At 40.7% G+C, this 17,927-nt stretch carries 23 protein-coding genes; 15 read left to right on the forward strand and 8 right to left on the reverse strand.

What is annotated here, in order from left to right:
* Nucleotides 1–42 precede the first annotated feature (42 nt).
* The 3 genes from ACZ49R_RS00175 (at nt 43) to ACZ49R_RS00185 (ending at nt 2,484) form a co-directional block, all read left to right on the forward strand.
* A complete protein-coding gene (locus ACZ49R_RS00175; protein WP_464733224.1) occupies nt 43–1,002 on the forward strand; it encodes a DNA cytosine methyltransferase in 960 nt (319 codons plus the stop codon).
* A complete protein-coding gene (locus ACZ49R_RS00180) occupies nt 995–1,858 on the forward strand; it encodes an NMD3-related protein (protein WP_464733225.1) in 864 nt (287 codons plus the stop codon). Before ACZ49R_RS00175 ends, ACZ49R_RS00180 begins: the two co-directional genes overlap by 8 nt.
* A 152-nt stretch (nt 1,859–2,010) precedes the next feature.
* Nucleotides 2,011–2,484 (forward strand): GNAT family N-acetyltransferase, encoded by a 474-nt coding sequence (locus ACZ49R_RS00185; protein WP_011763400.1) that lies wholly within the window; start codon nt 2,011–2,013, stop codon nt 2,482–2,484.
* A gap of 1 nt (nt 2,485) precedes the next feature.
* Here the strand turns inward: ACZ49R_RS00185 and ACZ49R_RS00190 are convergent, their stop codons facing one another.
* Nucleotides 2,486–3,802 carry an NADP-dependent isocitrate dehydrogenase gene (locus ACZ49R_RS00190; RefSeq protein WP_464733226.1) on the reverse strand — a complete coding sequence of 439 codons (1,317 nt, stop codon included), beginning with the start codon at nt 3,800–3,802 and terminating at the stop codon, nt 2,486–2,488.
* A 47-nt stretch (nt 3,803–3,849) separates the two neighbouring features.
* On the opposite strand from ACZ49R_RS00190, the gene ACZ49R_RS00195 reads away from it, so the two are divergent.
* From ACZ49R_RS00195 to ACZ49R_RS00225, 7 genes are all read left to right on the forward strand, one after another.
* The gene (locus ACZ49R_RS00195; protein WP_464733227.1) at nt 3,850–4,524 is read left to right on the forward strand and encodes an enoyl-CoA hydratase/isomerase family protein; all 675 of its coding nucleotides are present in this window, start codon (nt 3,850–3,852) and stop codon (nt 4,522–4,524) included.
* A gap of 229 nt (nt 4,525–4,753) precedes the next feature.
* Complete coding sequence (locus ACZ49R_RS00200) at nt 4,754–5,917, forward strand: TGS domain-containing protein (protein WP_464733228.1); 1,164 nt, start codon at nt 4,754–4,756, stop codon at nt 5,915–5,917.
* A 24-nt stretch (nt 5,918–5,941) separates the two neighbouring features.
* Nucleotides 5,942–6,379: a hypothetical protein gene (locus ACZ49R_RS00205; RefSeq protein WP_011763396.1), complete on the forward strand. Its 438-nt coding sequence runs from the start codon at nt 5,942–5,944 to the stop codon at nt 6,377–6,379.
* Nucleotides 6,376–7,338 (forward strand): replication factor C small subunit, encoded by a 963-nt coding sequence (locus ACZ49R_RS00210; protein WP_464733229.1) that lies wholly within the window; start codon nt 6,376–6,378, stop codon nt 7,336–7,338. The genes ACZ49R_RS00205 and ACZ49R_RS00210 overlap by 4 nt, the downstream gene beginning before the upstream one ends.
* A gap of 54 nt (nt 7,339–7,392) precedes the next feature.
* Entirely contained in the window at nt 7,393–8,394 is a 1,002-nt protein-coding gene (locus tag ACZ49R_RS00215; protein ID WP_011763394.1) for a transcription initiation factor IIB, read from the forward strand.
* 28 nt (nt 8,395–8,422) lie between these two features.
* Entirely contained in the window at nt 8,423–8,737 is a 315-nt protein-coding gene (locus ACZ49R_RS00220) for an HIT family protein (protein ID WP_464733230.1), read from the forward strand.
* Nucleotides 8,734–9,072, forward strand: coding sequence for a hypothetical protein (locus tag ACZ49R_RS00225; RefSeq protein WP_464733231.1), 339 nt, complete (start codon nt 8,734–8,736; stop codon nt 9,070–9,072). The genes ACZ49R_RS00220 and ACZ49R_RS00225 overlap by 4 nt, the downstream gene beginning before the upstream one ends.
* Here the strand turns inward: ACZ49R_RS00225 and ACZ49R_RS00230 are convergent, their stop codons facing one another.
* On the reverse strand, nt 9,073–9,378 hold the full coding sequence (locus ACZ49R_RS00230; RefSeq protein ID WP_011763391.1) for a hypothetical protein: 306 nt from the start codon (nt 9,376–9,378) through the stop codon (nt 9,073–9,075).
* 245 nt (nt 9,379–9,623) lie between these two features.
* Here ACZ49R_RS00230 and ACZ49R_RS00235 point away from each other — a divergent pair, with 245 nt between their 5' ends.
* Nucleotides 9,624–10,106 carry a ribosomal protein L13e gene (locus tag ACZ49R_RS00235; RefSeq protein ID WP_464734138.1) on the forward strand — a complete coding sequence of 161 codons (483 nt, stop codon included), beginning with the start codon at nt 9,624–9,626 and terminating at the stop codon, nt 10,104–10,106.
* Between the two features lies 1 nt (nt 10,107).
* Here the strand turns inward: ACZ49R_RS00235 and ACZ49R_RS00240 are convergent, their stop codons facing one another.
* Nucleotides 10,108–10,821 carry a helix-turn-helix domain-containing protein gene (locus tag ACZ49R_RS00240; protein WP_464733232.1) on the reverse strand — a complete coding sequence of 238 codons (714 nt, stop codon included), beginning with the start codon at nt 10,819–10,821 and terminating at the stop codon, nt 10,108–10,110.
* Between the two features lie 287 nt (nt 10,822–11,108).
* On the opposite strand from ACZ49R_RS00240, the gene ACZ49R_RS00245 reads away from it, so the two are divergent.
* Genes ACZ49R_RS00245 through ACZ49R_RS00255 form a run of 3 tightly spaced genes read left to right on the forward strand, consistent with a single transcriptional unit; the run spans nt 11,109 to nt 13,767 of the window.
* Nucleotides 11,109–12,098: a coiled-coil protein gene (locus tag ACZ49R_RS00245; RefSeq protein WP_464733233.1), complete on the forward strand. Its 990-nt coding sequence runs from the start codon at nt 11,109–11,111 to the stop codon at nt 12,096–12,098.
* Complete coding sequence (locus ACZ49R_RS00250) at nt 12,098–13,096, forward strand: DUF373 family protein (protein ID WP_464733234.1); 999 nt, start codon at nt 12,098–12,100, stop codon at nt 13,094–13,096. Before ACZ49R_RS00245 ends, ACZ49R_RS00250 begins: the two co-directional genes overlap by 1 nt.
* The gene (locus ACZ49R_RS00255; protein WP_464733235.1) at nt 13,093–13,767 is read left to right on the forward strand and encodes a TRM11 family SAM-dependent methyltransferase; all 675 of its coding nucleotides are present in this window, start codon (nt 13,093–13,095) and stop codon (nt 13,765–13,767) included. The genes ACZ49R_RS00250 and ACZ49R_RS00255 overlap by 4 nt, the downstream gene beginning before the upstream one ends.
* Here the strand turns inward: ACZ49R_RS00255 and ACZ49R_RS00260 are convergent.
* Genes ACZ49R_RS00260 through ACZ49R_RS00275 form a run of 4 tightly spaced genes read right to left on the reverse strand, consistent with a single transcriptional unit; the run spans nt 13,764 to nt 16,535 of the window.
* On the reverse strand, nt 13,764–14,195 hold the full coding sequence (locus tag ACZ49R_RS00260) for an RNA-binding domain-containing protein (RefSeq protein WP_011763385.1): 432 nt from the start codon (nt 14,193–14,195) through the stop codon (nt 13,764–13,766). The genes ACZ49R_RS00255 and ACZ49R_RS00260 overlap by 4 nt on opposite strands.
* Nucleotides 14,192–14,704 (reverse strand): AAA family ATPase, encoded by a 513-nt coding sequence (locus tag ACZ49R_RS00265; protein WP_011763384.1) that lies wholly within the window; start codon nt 14,702–14,704, stop codon nt 14,192–14,194. The genes ACZ49R_RS00260 and ACZ49R_RS00265 overlap by 4 nt, the downstream gene beginning before the upstream one ends.
* A gap of 20 nt (nt 14,705–14,724) precedes the next feature.
* A complete protein-coding gene (locus ACZ49R_RS00270; protein ID WP_464733236.1) occupies nt 14,725–15,783 on the reverse strand; it encodes a tRNA (guanine(26)-N(2))-dimethyltransferase in 1,059 nt (352 codons plus the stop codon).
* Nucleotides 15,780–16,535: a helix-turn-helix domain-containing protein gene (locus tag ACZ49R_RS00275; protein ID WP_464733237.1), complete on the reverse strand. Its 756-nt coding sequence runs from the start codon at nt 16,533–16,535 to the stop codon at nt 15,780–15,782. Before ACZ49R_RS00275 ends, ACZ49R_RS00270 begins: the two co-directional genes overlap by 4 nt.
* A 150-nt stretch (nt 16,536–16,685) precedes the next feature.
* On the opposite strand from ACZ49R_RS00275, the gene ACZ49R_RS00280 reads away from it, so the two are divergent.
* Nucleotides 16,686–17,204, forward strand: a complete 519-nt coding sequence (locus tag ACZ49R_RS00280; RefSeq protein WP_011763381.1) for an RNA-binding protein — start codon at nt 16,686–16,688, stop codon at nt 17,202–17,204.
* Here the strand turns inward: ACZ49R_RS00280 and ACZ49R_RS00285 are convergent.
* Nucleotides 17,178–17,858 carry a serine/threonine protein kinase gene (locus ACZ49R_RS00285; protein WP_464733238.1) on the reverse strand — a complete coding sequence of 227 codons (681 nt, stop codon included), beginning with the start codon at nt 17,856–17,858 and terminating at the stop codon, nt 17,178–17,180. The genes ACZ49R_RS00280 and ACZ49R_RS00285 overlap by 27 nt on opposite strands.
* Nucleotides 17,859–17,927: the final 69 nt, after the last annotated feature.

Raw genomic sequence — 17,927 nt, forward strand, 5'->3', positions numbered from 1 at the left:
CCTAGGGACTGTGTATATAAATAAATTACTCACTATAAACCGGTGTATAATGTTGCCGATATTTTCTCTGGTGCTGGTGGATTTGGGTTAGGGTTCAGAAAGGCGGGTTTTAAGATAAAGGTAGCAGTTGAAATAGATAGAGATGCTGCCCGCACCTACAGCGCAAACCATCAAAATACGGTCGTTCTCCAGGAAGATGTAGCAAATGTGGATTATAAAGACTTAGTTAAATACGGCGGGGAGATAAAAATCATTATCGGTAGCCCGCCTTGCGAGCCTTTTACAGCCGCAAACCCCAACAGGATAGAGGATCCAGCAGATAGGCTTTATGTAGATCCGGCCGGCCAGTTGACTTTAGAATTTATCAGATTAGTAGGAGAGTTAGGGCCCGAGGTTTTTGTAATGGAGAATGTCGCCGCGTTGGCGGAAGAGCCTTTGAAAAGCTACATTGAGAGAGAATTCAAAAGAGTGGGTTACCATGTGTATTTTAACGTACTTCATGCAGAAGACTATGGAGTTCCCAGCCGGCGTCGTCGAGTCTTTATTTCAAACATAGAAATTAAGCCGCCGAAAACACGTCGGGTTACAGTTAGAGAAGCTATAGGAGATATGCCGCCTCCAGATAGCGGACAACTCCCAAATCACGAGTCAGTGAGTCTCAGCCCCAAGAAACAACAGAGGATAACTAGGCTCAAGCCAGGCGAGGCCCTCATGAGATATAAAGGTGCCGTGGGATTCTATGAGAACTATATAAGACTCATATGGGATGATATAGCTCCTACAGTTATGGGCTCTAGACGATTTGTACACCCAGAGGAACATAGAATTCTAACTGTACGCGAACAAGCAAGACTCATGGGGTATCCAGACGACTATGTGTTCTATGGTTCAAAAGATGCACAATATAACCAAGTGGGAGAAAGCGTCCCCCCACCTCTAGCATACGTCATAGCGTTAGAGGTTAGAAAATTTTTAGAAAGACGTAATTACAGCCGTGGCTAAAGTACCTTGTCCTTACTGCGGCCGCCTTGTTGATAGACTAATTGAGGGTATGTGTGAGGAGTGTTATATAGAGAGACATCCTCTCATAGGTCTATTTGATAGTACGTTACTAAAGTGTAAATTCTGCGGGGCTATCTTCCTAAAGGGTAGATGGATAAAGACAGAAAAAGTAGAAAAGACAAACTTTTTTAGAAAAGTTCTTACTGAAAAGGGAGTTGTAAGGGGCTTATTAGAGAACTTGGAAATATCTGAGAACAAAGAGGGTGTTACTATAACTGTGACCGTAAGGGGTTCTCCGCATCCGCATATACTCCCACGGGCTTTAACATATAAGTTTTTTATAAAATATAACTATGATATCTGTAATTATTGTAAAGAAATTCTAAGTAAAAAAGAGGTTGCATTATTGCAGATACGTACAATACCAAGGGGATTAGATGAACAGCTTAAAAAGAAGATTTTAGCCATAATAGAACATGAACGGTTTAAACTAAGAGAGAAAAAAGTAGGCCATATAAGTAATATAGAGTTTATGGAAAACGGAATTGATATATACACGACTTCTATAAGTCTGGCACGTCATTTAACTTATGCATTACACAAAGAGTTTCCAAGTCATGTTATAGAGTCGGCAAAAGTTGTAGGTGTGAAAAATAGTAAAAAAGTATACCATATGACATATTCCCTACGTATTCTCACATATAAACCAGGCGATATAATAAGAATGGGAGACGAAGAATTAACCATTATACACATAAATAATAAGTTTATAAGTCTATATAATAAAAAAACTAAAAAAATTGAAAACGTAACTATTTCGAAATTTATAAATAGTAACATAGTCTTTATTGAATAGTATAAAAACTAACATGATATATTATTATGGATTTGTAATCTCATACAATCAATATTAAACTCTTATATTTTAATTATTCTATCTTTAAAACATATTTGCTCTTATTTTAGGCTTATAGCAAATATTTAAAAATATCACAAAATTCTCTCTATATGTATCCAACTCTAGTAATAAGACCTGCCACTAAAGAAGACCTTGATGCATTAGTACAGTTGGTCGTTAGGTTAAAGCGTCTTAATGCAGAATTCGACCCGCTGCTTGAGGTAGCTCCGGATATTGAACAAGCTACGAGAAAATATCTCGAAGATTCTATGGCTAGTCCCACATCGGTCTTACTTGTGGCTATAGAAGGATCCAAGGTTGTAGGCATGCTTAAGGGCGATGTGGAGGATAGGATTTTCTACAAGCCTAAATACGCAGGTGTAATAAAGGAGTTCTACATATTACCTGAGTATAGGAGAAGAGGCATTGGTAAGAGATTAATGATAGAGGGTATCGAACAGCTAAGGAGGAAAGGCGCTGAGATTATCATGGCATCATTTCCTGCGTTAAATGAAATTGCAATAAACTTCTATAAAAAGATGGGTTTTAGACCTGTGGAATATATATTTGCGAAAGAAGTCTAATTTATAGACTTTTTATAATCTCTACCACTTTGTTTGCAAATTCTTGTGTGCCTAGTACCTCTTTAACTCTTTGTTTTCTTTCCTCTTCGTCTAACTGTCTCGCCAGATCGCCGGTGAAATAACCTTCCCTATACGCCGTCTCAATACCCTTTGTAATTAATTCAGCAGCTTCTCTCCAGCCAATAAATCTAAAGAGGAGCTCAAGTGCGAGAATTGTGGCAGTGGGATTGACATAGTTTTTGCCTCTATACTTTGGCGCAGTTCCATGTACAGGTTCCGCCATCATGCCCCAGTCGCCTACGTCTATCCCTGGTGCAACGCCTAGGCCGCCTACCAACCCCGCCGCCTCGTCAGATACGTAGTCACCGTTTAAATTTGGGGCAAGTATCACGTCGTATTCTCTTGTCCGTGTGAGGAGCTGTTGTAACATGTTGTCTGCTATCCTGTCATTCACCAAGATTTTGCCAGGCGGTACTTGACCGCCGTATTGCGCAAGTTCGTCTTCAAACACTACATATTCTCTAAACTCATTTCTCGCTACTTCAAATGCCCACTCTTTAAAGGCGCCCTCCGTATATTTCTGGATATTTCCTTTGTGCATCACAGTTACGACTCGTCTTTTGTTTTCTACTGCAAATTTCAGCGCTAGTCTTGCAATTCTCTGCGTCCCGAATTTACTTATAGGCTTTATGCCTATACCTGCGTCGTCTCTTAAATTTATACCAAATTCTTTCTTTAGATATTCCCTAAGCTTAGCCGCCTCTGGGCTGTTATAAGGCCATTCGATACCGGCATATACATCTTCGGTATTTTCTCTAAAAATCACTAGGTCAACTTCGGGTTTTTTAAGTGGTGATGGGAGACCGGGGAAGTACTTCACAGGTCTTATGTTCGCATATAGGTCAAACAATTGACGTAATGTGACATTAAGACTTCTGAAGCCTCCACCTACTGGAGTCTCTAATGGCGCCTTAAGAAAGACTCTTATTTTTTTAAGCACCTCTATGCTTTGCTCTGGCAGTCTACTCCCAAGTATTTTTTCTGCTTTTTCACCAACTAAAACTTCGTACCACACGACCTTTCTCGATTTGCCATACGCCTTTTCTACAGCGGCGTTTGCTACCTTAATTGCGGCGTAGGCTACTTCGGGGCCTATACCGTCGCCTTCTATATAGCCTATTATAACCTTGTCGGGAACCTTAAGTTGGCCTGGCCCTGTGTATTTTACATAGTCTCCCTCTGGTGGATCTACATATTTCCCGGCGTAGGGTACTAAATTCGGTATGTCCCGTTTGATTTTTTCAATATCTACGGACATAGGAGCGTTTGTATCACAGTTTAATATGTGTTGATTTAGACTATATTGTGGTAAGAATTGAGACAGTTGGTAAATATATCAAGGTGGTATTAACAGGCGAAAAGAGAAACGTGTTCTCGCTTGAGATGATAAACCAGCTAATGAATGTAAATTGTGATAGAGACGTCTTGGTAACTAATGAAGGGCCTGTGTTTTCCTCAGGTCTTGACCTCTCTATATTTTTACAAAATAAAGATGATGTCTTAGAGTATCTCTTTAAGATCCATAGATTCGTGAAGAAGATCCTTAGCTGTCCGGGCCGCGTGATTGCATATGTTACTGGGGATGTATACGGCTTTGGGGTAGAATTTCTATATTTTACTGACTACGTTATTGCCTCTAGTGAGAATATTAAGTTCTCATTGCAAGGCGTAAACTTCGGGGTGTTTCCACCGTACACCATAGCTATAGGAAATCGACTATTTCCTATAGGATATTTGAAAGTTATGTTGAATAGAGAATTTTACACACGCGAAGCTCTTTCATTCGGAATAGTGTCTGAAATAGGCAGTCTAAGCATAGAGAAGTTGTTTTCGCCGCCAGTTTATACACAAGAACATATAAAGCCTCGACGTTGGCTACTAGACGTAGTAGAGGAGGCTGTTCCGTATCTTTTCAAACTGGCGGAGATCGGTACACGCGAGGAAACTAGAGAACGTATTAGAAAGTTTCTAAGGCGTTGATATGACCGCGCTCCCTGCTCTGAAGGGCGGGGTTTCTTCTCGTCTATATCTTTGTCGGTAGCTAGGTTACCTCTGGCGGGAGGGGGCACTCCACCACAACACCCGCCGACAATCCCGACAAGAGACAACACCCAAACCCCTCTGCCATAACTATAAGTCGCTGGACATCCCCACCCTAAAGGACGAGACTTTCGGTTGTAAAACTAAAATTTCATACGCTTTTGTTGTTGTGCCCGCTAATTTGCCGGCGGAAGCTAAGGCTGCTTGGTTAAAAGTAATGGAGGCTAAAACTGTGGAGGAGAAAATTAGAGCTATGGAGGAGTTTCTGTCTACAGTACCCAAGCATAAGGGTACGGAGAAGTTAATTAAACACATTAGACGCAGACTTGCTGAGTTAAGAAGAGAGGCTGCGGAGAGACGAGAAAAGACACGTATATTACGTGGCGGTGGCCCCCGCCTCTATGTGGCTAAAGAAGGCGATTTACAAGTTGCTGTTATTGGTCCACCTAGTTCAGGTAAGACGTCTCTCTTACGTTGTCTTACAAATACTACGCTAGAGCCAGATGACTTGCCCTTTTCAACGGCGGAACCTGTCCCCGCTATGTATATAGAAGACGGCGTCTATATACAACTTGTGAAAACGCCGAGTCTAGTGTTGAACGAACAAAGCGAGCTTAATACAATAACTCTGGCAACTGTGAGAAACGCAGACGCTGTTTTACTTGTCATAGGCGCGAATAGCGCAGTAGACACATTGGAAAGGATTTTTAAGTTTTTTGAAGAAGAGGGCGTATATCTCTACCCCCCACGTAGTTACGTGAAAGTGGAGAGGCGGGGTCTCGGAGGGATTCAGATAGTTGGCCAGGGTCAGATAGTCGGCGGGACTTTAAACGATGTTAAAAAGCTCTTAAATGACTATGGGATTTACCATGCGGTGGTACATATAAGCGGATATGTAACACTAGATGACGTCGAAGAAGCGCTTTATATTGAAAAGCAATTCAAGCCGACAATAGCTATAGTTACCATGCCGGATTTATATAACCCAGGGGAGTTAGCGGCGTACTTTACTAAAAGCGGGGTGTTATATCACATAGCGAATCTGAGGACGTGTGATATAGATAGGAGAAGGTTATTAGAGGATCTTTTAAAGACCACGGGTAGAATCAGAGTATTTACAAAACCTATACATTCAAAGTCCTACGTAAGAAAGCCAATTGTAGTAAAAGCCGGCTCCACAGTAAAAGATGTTGCAGCTTTAATTCACTCTTCCCTAGTGGATACTTTTAAATACGCAGTTGTATGGAAGAGAGATACCTTTCCGCAGAGTCCCAAACGCGTGGGCCGCGATTACGTGCTTTCTGACAATGACGTTGTGGAGATTCATACTTAATAATATCTTGCCAGATGTTATTGAATGAGTTGTGAAGAATTCAGGAGAATTCTTGAAAGACTCGACGAGCTAGAGATCTTGCTTAACACAGTTCTTGAAGAATTGCGAGAGATAAAGAGAGGCAAGCCGAAGCCAGAGGGCGAGACCAAGTCGTTTATAGAAGTCTTGAGAGAGAGAAAGTTTATTCCTCTCTCAGAAGTCAAGTCTAGACAAGCTTTGAGACAAGCTATGGAAAGAGGTCTTGTGCTCGTACTTCATGACGAAGGCGCAAATAGAGAGGTGGTAGTCTTAAAGGAGGCTGCTAGAAAGCTCTTAGACAGACTCCCCATGTCTGTTAAAGACGCCGAAAAGCTTAACGAACGTGACTATGAACTTCTCCAGATACTTAACCGCTTGGGTTATGTATTGTTAAAAAGCGGCCAATACATAAAAACCGAGCTCGCAGAGGAATTCTACATATGAACGAGTTGTTTTGGTTTGAGAAGTATCGTCCTCGTTCGTTTGATGAGGTGGTTGATTTGGAGGAGGTTAAGAGTCGGCTTAGGGAGTTTGTGAAGAGTGGTAATATGCCGCATCTCCTCTTCTACGGCCCTCCTGGGACTGGGAAGACTACCATGGCTCTTGTCTTGGCGAGAGAGCTCTATGGCGAGTATTGGCGTGAGAATACGCTAGAGCTCAACGCCTCAGATGAGAGAGGTATAAACGTGATACGGGAGAGGGTGAAGGAGTTCGCCCGCACAGCCCCAGTAGGCAAAGCCCCCTTCAAACTAGTCATACTAGACGAAGCAGACAACATGACAAGCGATGCACAACAAGCACTAAGAAGAATAATGGAAATATACGCACAAAACACAAGATTCATACTACTGGCAAACTACATAAGTGGAATTATCGAGCCTATACAATCGAGGGTAGTCATGATCAGATTTAATCCCCTTCCCAAAGAAGCTGTTATTTCTAGGCTTAGATATATCGCAGAGAACGAGGGTGTTAAAATCTCTGACGACGCCCTGGAAACAATATATGAATTTACACAAGGAGATATGAGAAAAGCTATAAATGCGCTTCAGATAGCCGCGGCAACAGAGAAGGAGATTACAGAGGATGTTGTGGCTAGAGCGCTTGGCATGGTATCGCCTAAGTTGTTAAGAGAAACTTTGCAAGAGGCGTTGAAGGGGAATTTTAGTAAGGCTATGACACAGATCTATGGATTTGTTGTCGACGGCGGCGTCGGCGAATTAGAAATCATTAGACAGATACATCGAGAAGTTTTGAGACTAGATGTCCCGGAGTATGTAAAGCCAGAGCTTGCGTATATCATCGCAGAAGCTCACTACGCCACATTGAGGGGGGCTCGTGGACTTACACAGATATTTGGAGCTCTTGCAAAAATAAGAAGACTTTTAAAACAAGCCGTATAGTTGTTTTTAAGCTAAACGAAAAGTTTTTAAATTCAAAAAGTTTATAAACTCGCTATGTCGTCGTCGAGTCCGACGTCTTCTGGGAAACCCCTTAAGCTACGTATAGACAGAGATAATGAGGGGTATTTAAGTCTTGTTACAGATACTGGCGAGGTTTATCGGTGTCCTATTTGTGGTAATGACAGGTTTGTATACAACTACGAGAGGGGGGAGATCGTCTGTATTGTGTGTGGCGCGGTAGTACAGGAGCAACTATTAGACCTAGGGCCTGAATGGAGGGCTTTTACTTCAGAGGAGAAAGGACAGAGGGCGCGTACAGGGGCGCCGTTGACCCGCCTAATATCTGAGGCGCTTACAACAGTTATAGACTGGAGAGATAAAGATGTCTCGGGCAAGGAGCTTGACATAAAGCGGAAGCTTGAGGTAATCAGGTTAAGGAAATGGCAAACAAGAGCCCGTGTTCAGACATCTTATGAAAGAAATTTCATACAGGCAGCTCAAGAGCTAGAGAGATTGAGAAGTTCTATGGGCGTACCGAGGCCATGTGTTGAGCAAGCGCTCGAGATTTATAGACAAGCGCTTGAGAAAGAGCTTGTAAGAGGCAGATCTGTGGAGGCTATGGCTGCAGCCGCCTTATATATGGCATGTCGTATGATGAAAATGCCGAGACCTCTTGATGAGTTAGTGAGATATACTAAAGCCTCAAGGAGAGAGGTGGCTCGTTGCTATCGCTTACTTCTCCGCGAGCTTAATGTCAAGGTTCCAATAAGCGACCCGGTGCTCTATATATCGAGAATAGCTGAGCAGTTAAAGCTCAGCGGCGAGGTAGTTAAGACAGCTATCGAGATTTTACAGAAGGCGAAAAAAGCCGGGATAACAGCTGGAAAAGATCCTGCAGGGCTAGCCGCTGCTGCGGTGTATATAGCGTCGTTGCTACATGGCGATAATAGGACTCAAAAAGACTTCGCTGTTGCAGCTGGCGTCACTGAGGTAACAGTTCGAAATAGGTATAAAGAACTAGCAAAAACGCTTAATATAAAAGTTCCTGTAAAATAAATTAATATAGTGTTTTTTATCTAGCTTTATGATAGTAGAAGTTGATATACCATCTAGACCATTTAATGGGGGGCATATTATATTTCGAGTTGACAAGCCTATTTTTGACCTAGAGTTTACTGAACTAGCTGAGCTGAAGAAGAGAATAGATATGGCGATTATGATAGAAAAAAAGAAACTGAAACCAGAGGGGTTCAATATACATATTACTGACACAGAGATACATATAATTCCGCGTTGGTGCGGCGACGTTAACGTCGCTTTTTTCGGAGGTGTAAAAGTAATTCCTCTATCTATAGACGACATTAGAGATATGATAATTAAAGAATTGCAGTTTTCATGAATCTAACACTAGAAATACTTTCATCGTTAACAATATTAATATTAGGTATCTTACTTGTACAAAGACTTCAGCACGATTATAAATTAGTTAATATACTAAGAAATTATCCTTTACCAACCTTAGTAAAGAGTGGAAGTATTATAGATTTAGAAAAATTGTATATATTTATTCAGAATTTTAATTATAAAATCGAAACAAAAGGCAACATACAGCTTGACATAAAAAATAACATCCTTAGAATTACGTCTGGCGGAGGGGAGATAGTGATAATATTAGAGGCTTGGGGCTATTTGGATTTTTATAAAGTACAAAGGGTAATAAAAGTGGTAGAATAGTTATATCATTTGTCTAAGTAATAATAATATCTGAATATCCCAGATCAGAAGAAAGACATAAGCCAGTATTATTGTGAATGATAATGTTATGAAAGACAGGAAAAGTCCTATGGCATCTATCAACAATATAAGAGCTATTAATACAAGGGCAACCTCGCCCTCTTGTACACTTCTTACTATAATAGCAGATATAGACATTAGAATAAAGTTTACCAATAGAATGGGGTCTAGATTAGTTGTTGTAAAAAATGTTACAAGAAAAATGAGAAGTTTAAACACAGCAACGGTAGCAATTGCTCTATGCATCTAGTTACGAGGAACTCAAAGTTAAAAAAGTTTGTTATAATAATCGCTTTCGCGCCAAAGAGTGGCGCTTTAACAGGTGGTTACGCATATACTTTTTCTAAACTTCGGCGATGATGTTGTGTTCAAAGTAAATAGCCGCATTTAGCAAAACTTGGCGCCCATGAACCGCCCAAAGGCGTCGTACTTGTTAGAAGACATAGACGTCGTAGAGTAAATTTAAATAGAGACAAGATGAAGTCGTTTTGATGTCTATAGTGCCTAAGCCGCTTGTTAAAGTGCCAAGCAGGATAAGTGCTGGAGGTATCACCAAGTGGAGAGTAGGAAGGGGCTTTTCTATTGGAGAGTTAAAAGCTGTGGGTCTAAACATATACCAAGCGAGAATATTAGGCATACCTGTAGACGAGAGGAGAAGAACCGAATGGCCGCATAACATAGAAACGCTAAGGAAGTGGCTTATAGATATACTTGAGGGGAAAGCCGCACCTCCTGAGCCGACGTTTCCAAAAACCATCAGAGTAAAACAAAAGCGTGGTAGAGCGTTCAGAGGACTTACATCTGCAGGTAGGAGATCTCGCGGCCTCATTTCGACAAGATTTAAGGAGACTCATAACTATAAATTCAAGAAGAAGGCCAGGGAGAGGAGACTTAGAAAAAGACACGAGGCTACTAAAGGCCTTGGCAATTTGCTAAGGATTTCAAGAATTATAAATGAGAAGAAATCTGAGTAACTCACTTAAACGTTCTTAAGCTTTCTATCATTTTTTCAATACTTATATTTGTGGTTGCAAGTGGGAGGTAACTTCTCTTAGCTATTTCGACAGCCAACGGATCGACCGCGTCTGGTTTAATTCCGTGAAGAATTACTATAGAAGGTTTTATACTTAACACAGACGACATAGATCTTATGGCTATCATCGGCGACCTTCCCGTACTTACTTTTGTAAAAATTGCTGCACGCTGTGATGTACTTCCATACAGCCGTACATATTCAGCCGGGGGGACTTCTAATACTAATTTTATACTATCTACGATTGTATAACCATATATATCAAGATTTGGGGGAGGCGCCACCAGAGTCTCTGCCTCTATTGCCTGTAGAAATGTCGAAACAGGTACAGGCTCTGTAAACTCTCGCATATCTAAAACAGCAATCCAAAACTTCTCTTTAAGCAACCGTCGTTCTAGTAGGCTTATTACCATTCCACCTCGTTCTAAGTCTGTATCTATAAGTGCTTGTACAAATTTCCTTACAAAGCGAGAGCCTGGAAACTTTCTTCTTCCAGATTCATAGTCGCTTATTACGCTTGGCGAGGTATTCAACTTAGTTGCTATAGCTGTTTGTGTAAGCCCAAATATCAATCTCCATTTCTTTATTGCCTCTCCCGGGTTTTCTGACATTATAATATCGCCAGCTATATAAATTCCGATATGGTGATAATCCATAATTACAACTATCATTACTTTTTTAAAAAGTTTACTTTTTGGCTATATCGCTTAATTGCTCAGTAGCTATTTATCTGTTAAGCTATTGCTTTGTTGCTGTATTTGCAAAATCCTGGATATCTCGCCTTTGCAATTTCCAAGCTTCTCTCTTATTACAGAGGACTTAGCAAAAGAGTGTCGTTGTCTAGAGATTTAAAAACACAGACACCATAGAGGGGCAAGGAGTGCCGTCTCTCTTCAGTTGTACTGAAAATTGCAAGTTTTTAAACCAGTGCTTTTCTCATGGCGTGTTTAGTCGAGAAGAGCTGCTTGAGAAAATTCGTGAAGTAAGTTCTCAGATAGATGAAATCCAAGGCCAGATTGACAAAATAACAAGCGAGATAAACGCTAAGAAAGCTCTTCTAAATGATATACGTAAGCAACTAGCTGAAGTTAGATCTTTAATAGACGGAAAGAGAAACCAACTTCAGAAGACCAGAGAAACGATAGGTTCGTTAGTAGAGAGAAAAAGTCAAATAATTAGCCAAATAAGAAATTTAAAAAATGAACTTGTTCAAATTAATATTACTATACAAAAGTATAAAGAAAAACTAGTTGTTTATAGAAATTTATTATCAACACTTAATGAATACATAGGTGGTAAAACTCTTGAGAAAGAAAAACTCAGACGTATTATTGAACAACTTGAATATTTCTTTGAAACGTCTCCGACAAACCCAGAGTGGGAACGCCAGTTTATAAAATATATCAGTCAAATTGAAAAAGAACTTAATATTGTTGATTCGATAGAAAAAATAAGGACTCACATTGCTGGTCTCAAGAATCAGGTTGACGAATATAAGAATAGGCGAGAGGCCATACGTAATGAGATAGCACGTCTTGCGCAAGATCTAGCTCTTGTCAAGCAAGAACTAGCAAATTTGAAGGCGAGTAGACAAGAGATGTATAAAGAGCTTGCAGAATTAAAAAAGAAGAGGGATGAGCTAAAGAGAAAACGTGAAGAGATAAAAGAGGAGATTCTACAATTGGCAGTTAAGCGGAAGGAGCTTAGGGAGAAGAAAAGAGCTATACAAGAGGAACTTGAGAAGTATAATATATTACTAAAGGCGCTAGAATTAGCTGAGAGAAACAAAGCGCGTTCACAAATAAAAGCTATTACGGAGCAGAGCTTGAAAGAAAGAGCCGAGATTCTATATAACAAGTTGTTAAATGGCGAACGTTTGACACATGATGAAATAAAGATCTTAATTGAAGCCGGGTATCTACCGGAGGAATAGTGCGTATCCTTGTTCTCTATGTTGATAGAGATGGAGACCTAAAGGGTAGGGGTTTCGTCACGCCTGTAGTTGGAAGAGATGAGGTCTTGCGATTGGGAATTAGATATATTTTGATGAACCCTGATGATTCAGATGCAAATGCAATCTTTGCAGCTATAAAAATATATGACAAGTTATCATCAGAATACGGTGGGGAGAATATAAATGTCGCAGTTGTAAGCGGATCTCCCGATCCCGCCGTAGCTGATATTGTCGTGTTAAGAGAGCTGGAACAAGTACTTACATTGTTCGACGCAGATGCTATATATTTCGTCTCAGATGGTCCTAGCGACGAAGCTGCAATTCCCGCAATACAGAGCAAACGGCCTGTAATCTCTGTCCAGCGAATTGTGGTGAAACAAGCCAGGGGCGTTGAAGAAACCGTTACATTGTTTAGATACTATCTAAACAAGGCTTTAAAGGAACCTGAGTATAGACGGTATACCGTGGGGATACCATCATTTCTTCTTTTTATAACGTTGCTTGGAACATTATTTAACTTAGAAGCTGTTAAGGGTGTACTGACTATAGTATTTCTATTTTTTGCGTTTTTTGCTATGCTCTACGGATTTGGTATTTATGACTTTTTAAGAGAAGTACTCAAAAAGTTTGAGATAACATTTATGACAACTGTAATTTCTCTGTTTACAATAGTAGTATATATGCTATCTGTGTTTCTTCACGTTATGTGGATACCTGAATATGTTGTATTAGTTATGTCAATACTACCATTTGTCTCTTATCTTACTGAGGCATACTTTATATATAGAAAGATAAAATTTGGCGGAATTGTCGCCGGTGTAGCTACTGCCTCATTTTTCTATTTTCTATTCCCGGTGCTTGTAAAGCCCTCTAAAGACTTAGCAGAGATCCTTATAGCGGTGGCTTTATTTATGGCCTCTACATTTATTGTAATTGTAACTACTTATATTTTGAAGCTGGTAATTCAACGGAAGTGATTTGTGAAGTTGAGTTAAATCGCCGGTTTCTATGCCTATCTAAAGAGGAGGCTTTTGCACTTGCAGAACTGGGGAAATGCGAGATAGTTAAATTAGACGAGACAGTTGCGGTGTTCCAATGTGAGTCTTGTGATATTTTCAATAGGGCGGCTTTGGTAAAATCGGTAAATGGCAGAAGGATAAGAAAAGAGAAGCCGAATATTGAAAGAAGCGTTAAAACACTGGATTTTATAACAGCACGCCTAATGGTAAATTTAGCCCGCGTGACGCCTAATAGTAGAGTATGGGAGCCTTTTGTCGGCACTGGCGCCATAGCATATGAAATTGAAAGAGTAGGAGGTTATGTAATAGGAGGCGACATAGACGAGAAAATACTAAGAATTGCACAACGTAATATAAGGGGTGACGTTGTGATTTGGGATGCGACCTATCCTCCGCTTAGAGAGGTAGATGCTGCAGTAGGTGATCCGCCATATGGCCGTCTCTCTACATCAATGATGGAGATAAGAGCGCTCTTATATATGTTTATAAATGTCGCATCGCTTTACATAAAAAGAAACGGCTATATAGTATTCGCATCGCCTATATATGTAGACATTCCGTTTCTTAAGAGTTGCACTATGTATCTCCACGGTGGCCTTTATAGAGTTATATACATAGAGAGAGTTTAGTCGGGTGGCGGAGCTTCGTAGTATACTCTGCCTCTATAAGTCCTAGGCGCTAACCAGTCAAGAAATTGTCTTACATTGTTTGTCTTCACTGTAAATGTAATCGGGCCCAGGGGCGATTCGTTGGTTTCAGTAACAAAACTGACAACACCAACATATGCGGCCTGTTTATTGACGGAGAAAATTATGGTATTTTCACTTACTATACCTTTTGAGATCACATTTCTAGCCGCATCTTGTATTCCCTGGCGCCAAATGGCACTTCTTAATTTCTCAAGACACGTATACCCCTCACACGTAGCTACGATTAGAACGCCAGATTCGCTTGGTTTCTCTTCTATAGATACCGGCGTGAAAACGTTCTGTAGCGCTTTCAGAACTTTACCTCTATCTTCTGTGAATCTCACTTCTACAACTGCCTCGATTCTCATAGTAACGTTATTATTTCTTTTTCTATCTCTTCTACAGTTTTTCTCTCGTTAACTAATATATAATCTGCCCTAGTTAAAAGATCTGCGAGTCCAAACCAGAGTTCACGTATGTCACGCATCAAAAATTGTGAATATGTAGATGGGTCGTCGCTTCTACCCCTACTTGCAAGTCTTTGATATCTCACCTTTCTAGAGGCAACTACGTATATTAAAACGACAAGCCCCATCGTCTCTTCTATTGCCTCTACCTCTTCTAGGCTTCTAATGCCGTCAATTACAATCTTCTCTCTTGGCTTTACGTTTTTCAGTAGTCGACTTACTATTGCTCTTCTTCCACTTTCAAGTCTTAGGATTACAGAGACTTTGTCTGGCGGAAGGCCCATGTTATGGGCCTCCTCACGAACTATATCTCCGAGGCTGTAATATGTATAGCCGTATCTCTCGATTATTTTTGCTACAGTTGTTTTACCAGATCCAGGTAGTCCAGCAACTGCAATAACCTTGGCCACGTTAACTAAAGATCTGAGTATTATATACTCAGTATCCTTGCTATTTCATCGTAATTTGTCTCAGCTTTAAAACCATCGTACGACATATGTGTACGAGTTGCATATATCCCGCCCCGTCTTAATAGTTCTAGTGTCTCTTCTAGAGTTGGGCTTTTCCCATCCACTGCGAACTCAGGCAGTCTAAAATACCACGGGGCTTGTATAGAGTATTCCATCTCTAGCGTTTGGAGAAATACGCTGTATACCCCATATTGTGACATCTTGTGCACAACGAGTGGATCTCCTAAAGGACCTATCCAGAGAGGTCCTGACGAATGTTCGTCAAGTGTTTGTACAATTTTTCTCCTTTTTTTCAGATACCATATATAGCCTAGATTATTCAGTGAATCATCTGCCTCTCTCGCGCCTTTTGTCGCAAGAGCGCAAGTCCTAAAGTAATGATTCTCCCAGTAAGAAAATATAGGTTGTATAGAGAAGTCTTCCGAGGCAGCAACTCTGGCGACGTATCCTACTAGGTTTCTTAGCCCCAACTCTATGTAAAACGGCGTTCTCCTTATGACAGAATTATAACGTCTGAAGCATTTCCTAGGATATTTTCCAACTAGCACTGCCGTATCTGTTGCAGTTACACAAATAAGCCCCTCATCTCTAAGTGCTCTAAACGCCGCATGAAGAAAGGGAGCTGGGGAACCGAAGGGGTCTATGTCAACTACATCACATGTATTTCTGAGCTTATGTAACAAGACGTTTGCATCTTCGTTGTATACCTCTCCCTCTACTCCATTTAATTCCAGATTTTTCTTAATCAATTCTACAGCCTCTTTAGATATATCGTTTAATATTAGTCTACCTACTGCGTTGCTTTCTATAGCATATCTAATACCTCTTATGCCGGTCCCACTTAGAGGCTCGCAAACCGTGAGACCACTTCCGTAGGTTTTTAACAAGAGTACTGACAACGTCCTGTTCTTCTCCATAGATGGGTTGTAGAATACTGGAGCAGAGTATATGCTTCTATATGTTTGGGGGTCGGGAATGTAGAACTCTACGGCGCCTTCCTTGTTTAAGATAAGCTTCACAAATTTTCTACCTCTACGTTAAGCGCGTTTGCCAACTCTACGGTCTTCTCATATTCTCTTCTGTCTTTATTCCTAGACACAAGTAATATACGATCGCTTGCTCTAATGGCATCTGGATGGCTCTCCAGCAGTCTATAGGTGTTTCTTACGATCTCTCTGTTTCTAATCTCATCTTGGTTTATAGCCGGTTTTTCATTTATATCGAATTTGCGTACTACGTCTTCTCCGAACATTTCAATAAGTTTCTGCGCTACCCTTAAAGGCGTCTCTATCTCCCCCCTCTCGTAGCGATACACAGTTTCGCGAGTTACTCCTAATCTATCTGCCAAGACTCCTAAGCTCATGCCTCTTTCCTCTCTCTTCCTCCTTAGATTCTCCCCATCTATAACTGCGGTAAACATCCCACGGTTGAATTTAAAAACCGGCCCCTTCCCTCTTAGTGCATCGGCAAAAGTAGACAAAGAGATAAACTTAACGTTATCCCTAAGATACACAGTTCCCCTCTGAAGTATCTGTCCCCTTACGCTTGAGACTATGCATATACTTATCGCATCTGTATACGCGCTTAGTATTTTTAGGTCACGAACTGCGCTTGTTGATATGTTTTCAGCGTCTGAGGCGATACGCATCAGGAACTTCTGATTACCGAACTTCGCCACGAGGGTATAGGCGTATGGCTTAGAAAGATCTACGAATAGAGACTCTCCCATATTTCTAACAATGTTGAGAGTTGCCTCTACGAGTTTATTCACGACGTAATATATTTGTTCAACTTAAAAAATTAAAGACTATATTATGCATATGCTTGTGACGACACCCGGCAAGGCTTATAGATGACGAGACATTCATAAGCTGAGATAGCGTTGTAATAAAATATTTTATTAGAGTCTAGAAAATTATGTGTGAAACGCACAAGGCTTAGCAACAGGGAGATTAAAGAATTGCGTGAGACATACAACTTTATGACGTCTATATTAGAGGAGGCAGATGTGGTAGAAGTGGCTCATGTATCTGAAAAACAACATATCTATTTAGTAGATGGAGAGCCTCTATTTTTAAAGGTCTCAGAGGGGGAGTTGGGGGTTTTTGTTGTCCCCACTCTCTATCTTATTCACAAATCTTCAAAGAATAGGCTTCTCCCTCAGTATCCCAAAGCCGTGGTAGATCAAGGTGCGGTTGTTCGCATAATAAAAGGCGCAGATATTATGCGCCCTGGGATAAAGAGCTTTGTTGGCGATTTTAATAAGGGGGATATTGTATTTGTAACAGATGAAAAAAACCGTGTGATTGCTATATCAGTAGCCCTATATTCGAAGTCCGAAATTGAACAGATGCAAAAGGGTAAAGTCTTGATAAACTTACATCATCTAGGTGATAAGATTTGGGAAATTTCCCTAAAGTTGGTCAAGGAAAAATCTTAGAATCTCTTTAAAGGCATCAATACATAAACACCTTTTATACGTCCGCAAGGACTCCGTAGGAGGCTTTAGCCCTAGACGCATAAGACCGTTTGACACCTGGGTTACGTTATTTCTACTCCCAAGCGTTGCGGATTCGAAATCTATCATCACAGGCAAGTCGCGTTCTATTAAGACATGCTTTTCAAGTCTAGATAATTCGTTGTGTGACAGCCCGATTTTATCAAGTTTATAGGCTTGGTTCATGAGCTCTTCCACAACTATGCGTTTTTTCTCAGGCGACGCCTCTCTCCACCATGTATCAATGTGTATGCCATCTATATAGCGGTATATAACAATGTCCTTGTAGTAGGCATAAACCTCAGGCCCCACGCCGACGGTGTTTGCAAGATGTAGGAACTGTCCCTCTGGCGCAAATGAAGATCTTGTGGAATCCCCCCTCCGTAACTTACAAGCTAGCTCTACGTTTTTTGTAATTTCCGGCCTACATTTAAAGACAACACTATTTGTGCCCTTTCCTACGACAGATATCCCATTTATTATCACATTGCCCCCCTCTACTATTTCAAGTTGTAGATCTTTCAACTGTCTGTACACGTTAAGTGCATGTTCAAGTCCCCCTCCCAGGGTGAGAAGCAGTATTTTTACGACGTCCACAAGTTTTTCTCATATGGGCTTTATTAAAGCAATTAACTGGCTACGAACATTAATATTTATACTCTCTTT

The organism is Pyrobaculum organotrophum (genome assembly GCF_055384425.1).

Excerpts from the sequence above, each read along its gene's own strand:
- ACZ49R_RS00225 (WP_464733231.1), top strand. The coding sequence starts at position 8,734 with ATGAATCTAACACTAGAAATACTTTCATCGTTAACAATATTAATATTA.
- ACZ49R_RS00205 (WP_011763396.1), top strand. The coding sequence starts at position 5,942 with ATGAGTTGTGAAGAATTCAGGAGAATTCTTGAAAGACTCGACGAGCTA.
- ACZ49R_RS00230 (WP_011763391.1), bottom strand. The coding sequence starts at position 9,378 with ATGCATAGAGCAATTGCTACCGTTGCTGTGTTTAAACTTCTCATTTTT.
- ACZ49R_RS00215 (WP_011763394.1), top strand. The coding sequence starts at position 7,393 with ATGTCGTCGTCGAGTCCGACGTCTTCTGGGAAACCCCTTAAGCTACGT.
- ACZ49R_RS00210 (WP_464733229.1), top strand. The coding sequence starts at position 6,376 with ATGAACGAGTTGTTTTGGTTTGAGAAGTATCGTCCTCGTTCGTTTGAT.
- ACZ49R_RS00260 (WP_011763385.1), bottom strand. The coding sequence starts at position 14,195 with ATGAGAATCGAGGCAGTTGTAGAAGTGAGATTCACAGAAGATAGAGGT.
- ACZ49R_RS00185 (WP_011763400.1), top strand. The coding sequence starts at position 2,011 with ATGTATCCAACTCTAGTAATAAGACCTGCCACTAAAGAAGACCTTGAT.
- ACZ49R_RS00235 (WP_464734138.1), top strand. The coding sequence starts at position 9,624 with ATGTCTATAGTGCCTAAGCCGCTTGTTAAAGTGCCAAGCAGGATAAGT.
- ACZ49R_RS00240 (WP_464733232.1), bottom strand. The coding sequence starts at position 10,821 with ATGGATTATCACCATATCGGAATTTATATAGCTGGCGATATTATAATG.
- ACZ49R_RS00190 (WP_464733226.1), bottom strand. The coding sequence starts at position 3,802 with ATGTCCGTAGATATTGAAAAAATCAAACGGGACATACCGAATTTAGTA.
- ACZ49R_RS00220 (WP_464733230.1), top strand. The coding sequence starts at position 8,423 with ATGATAGTAGAAGTTGATATACCATCTAGACCATTTAATGGGGGGCAT.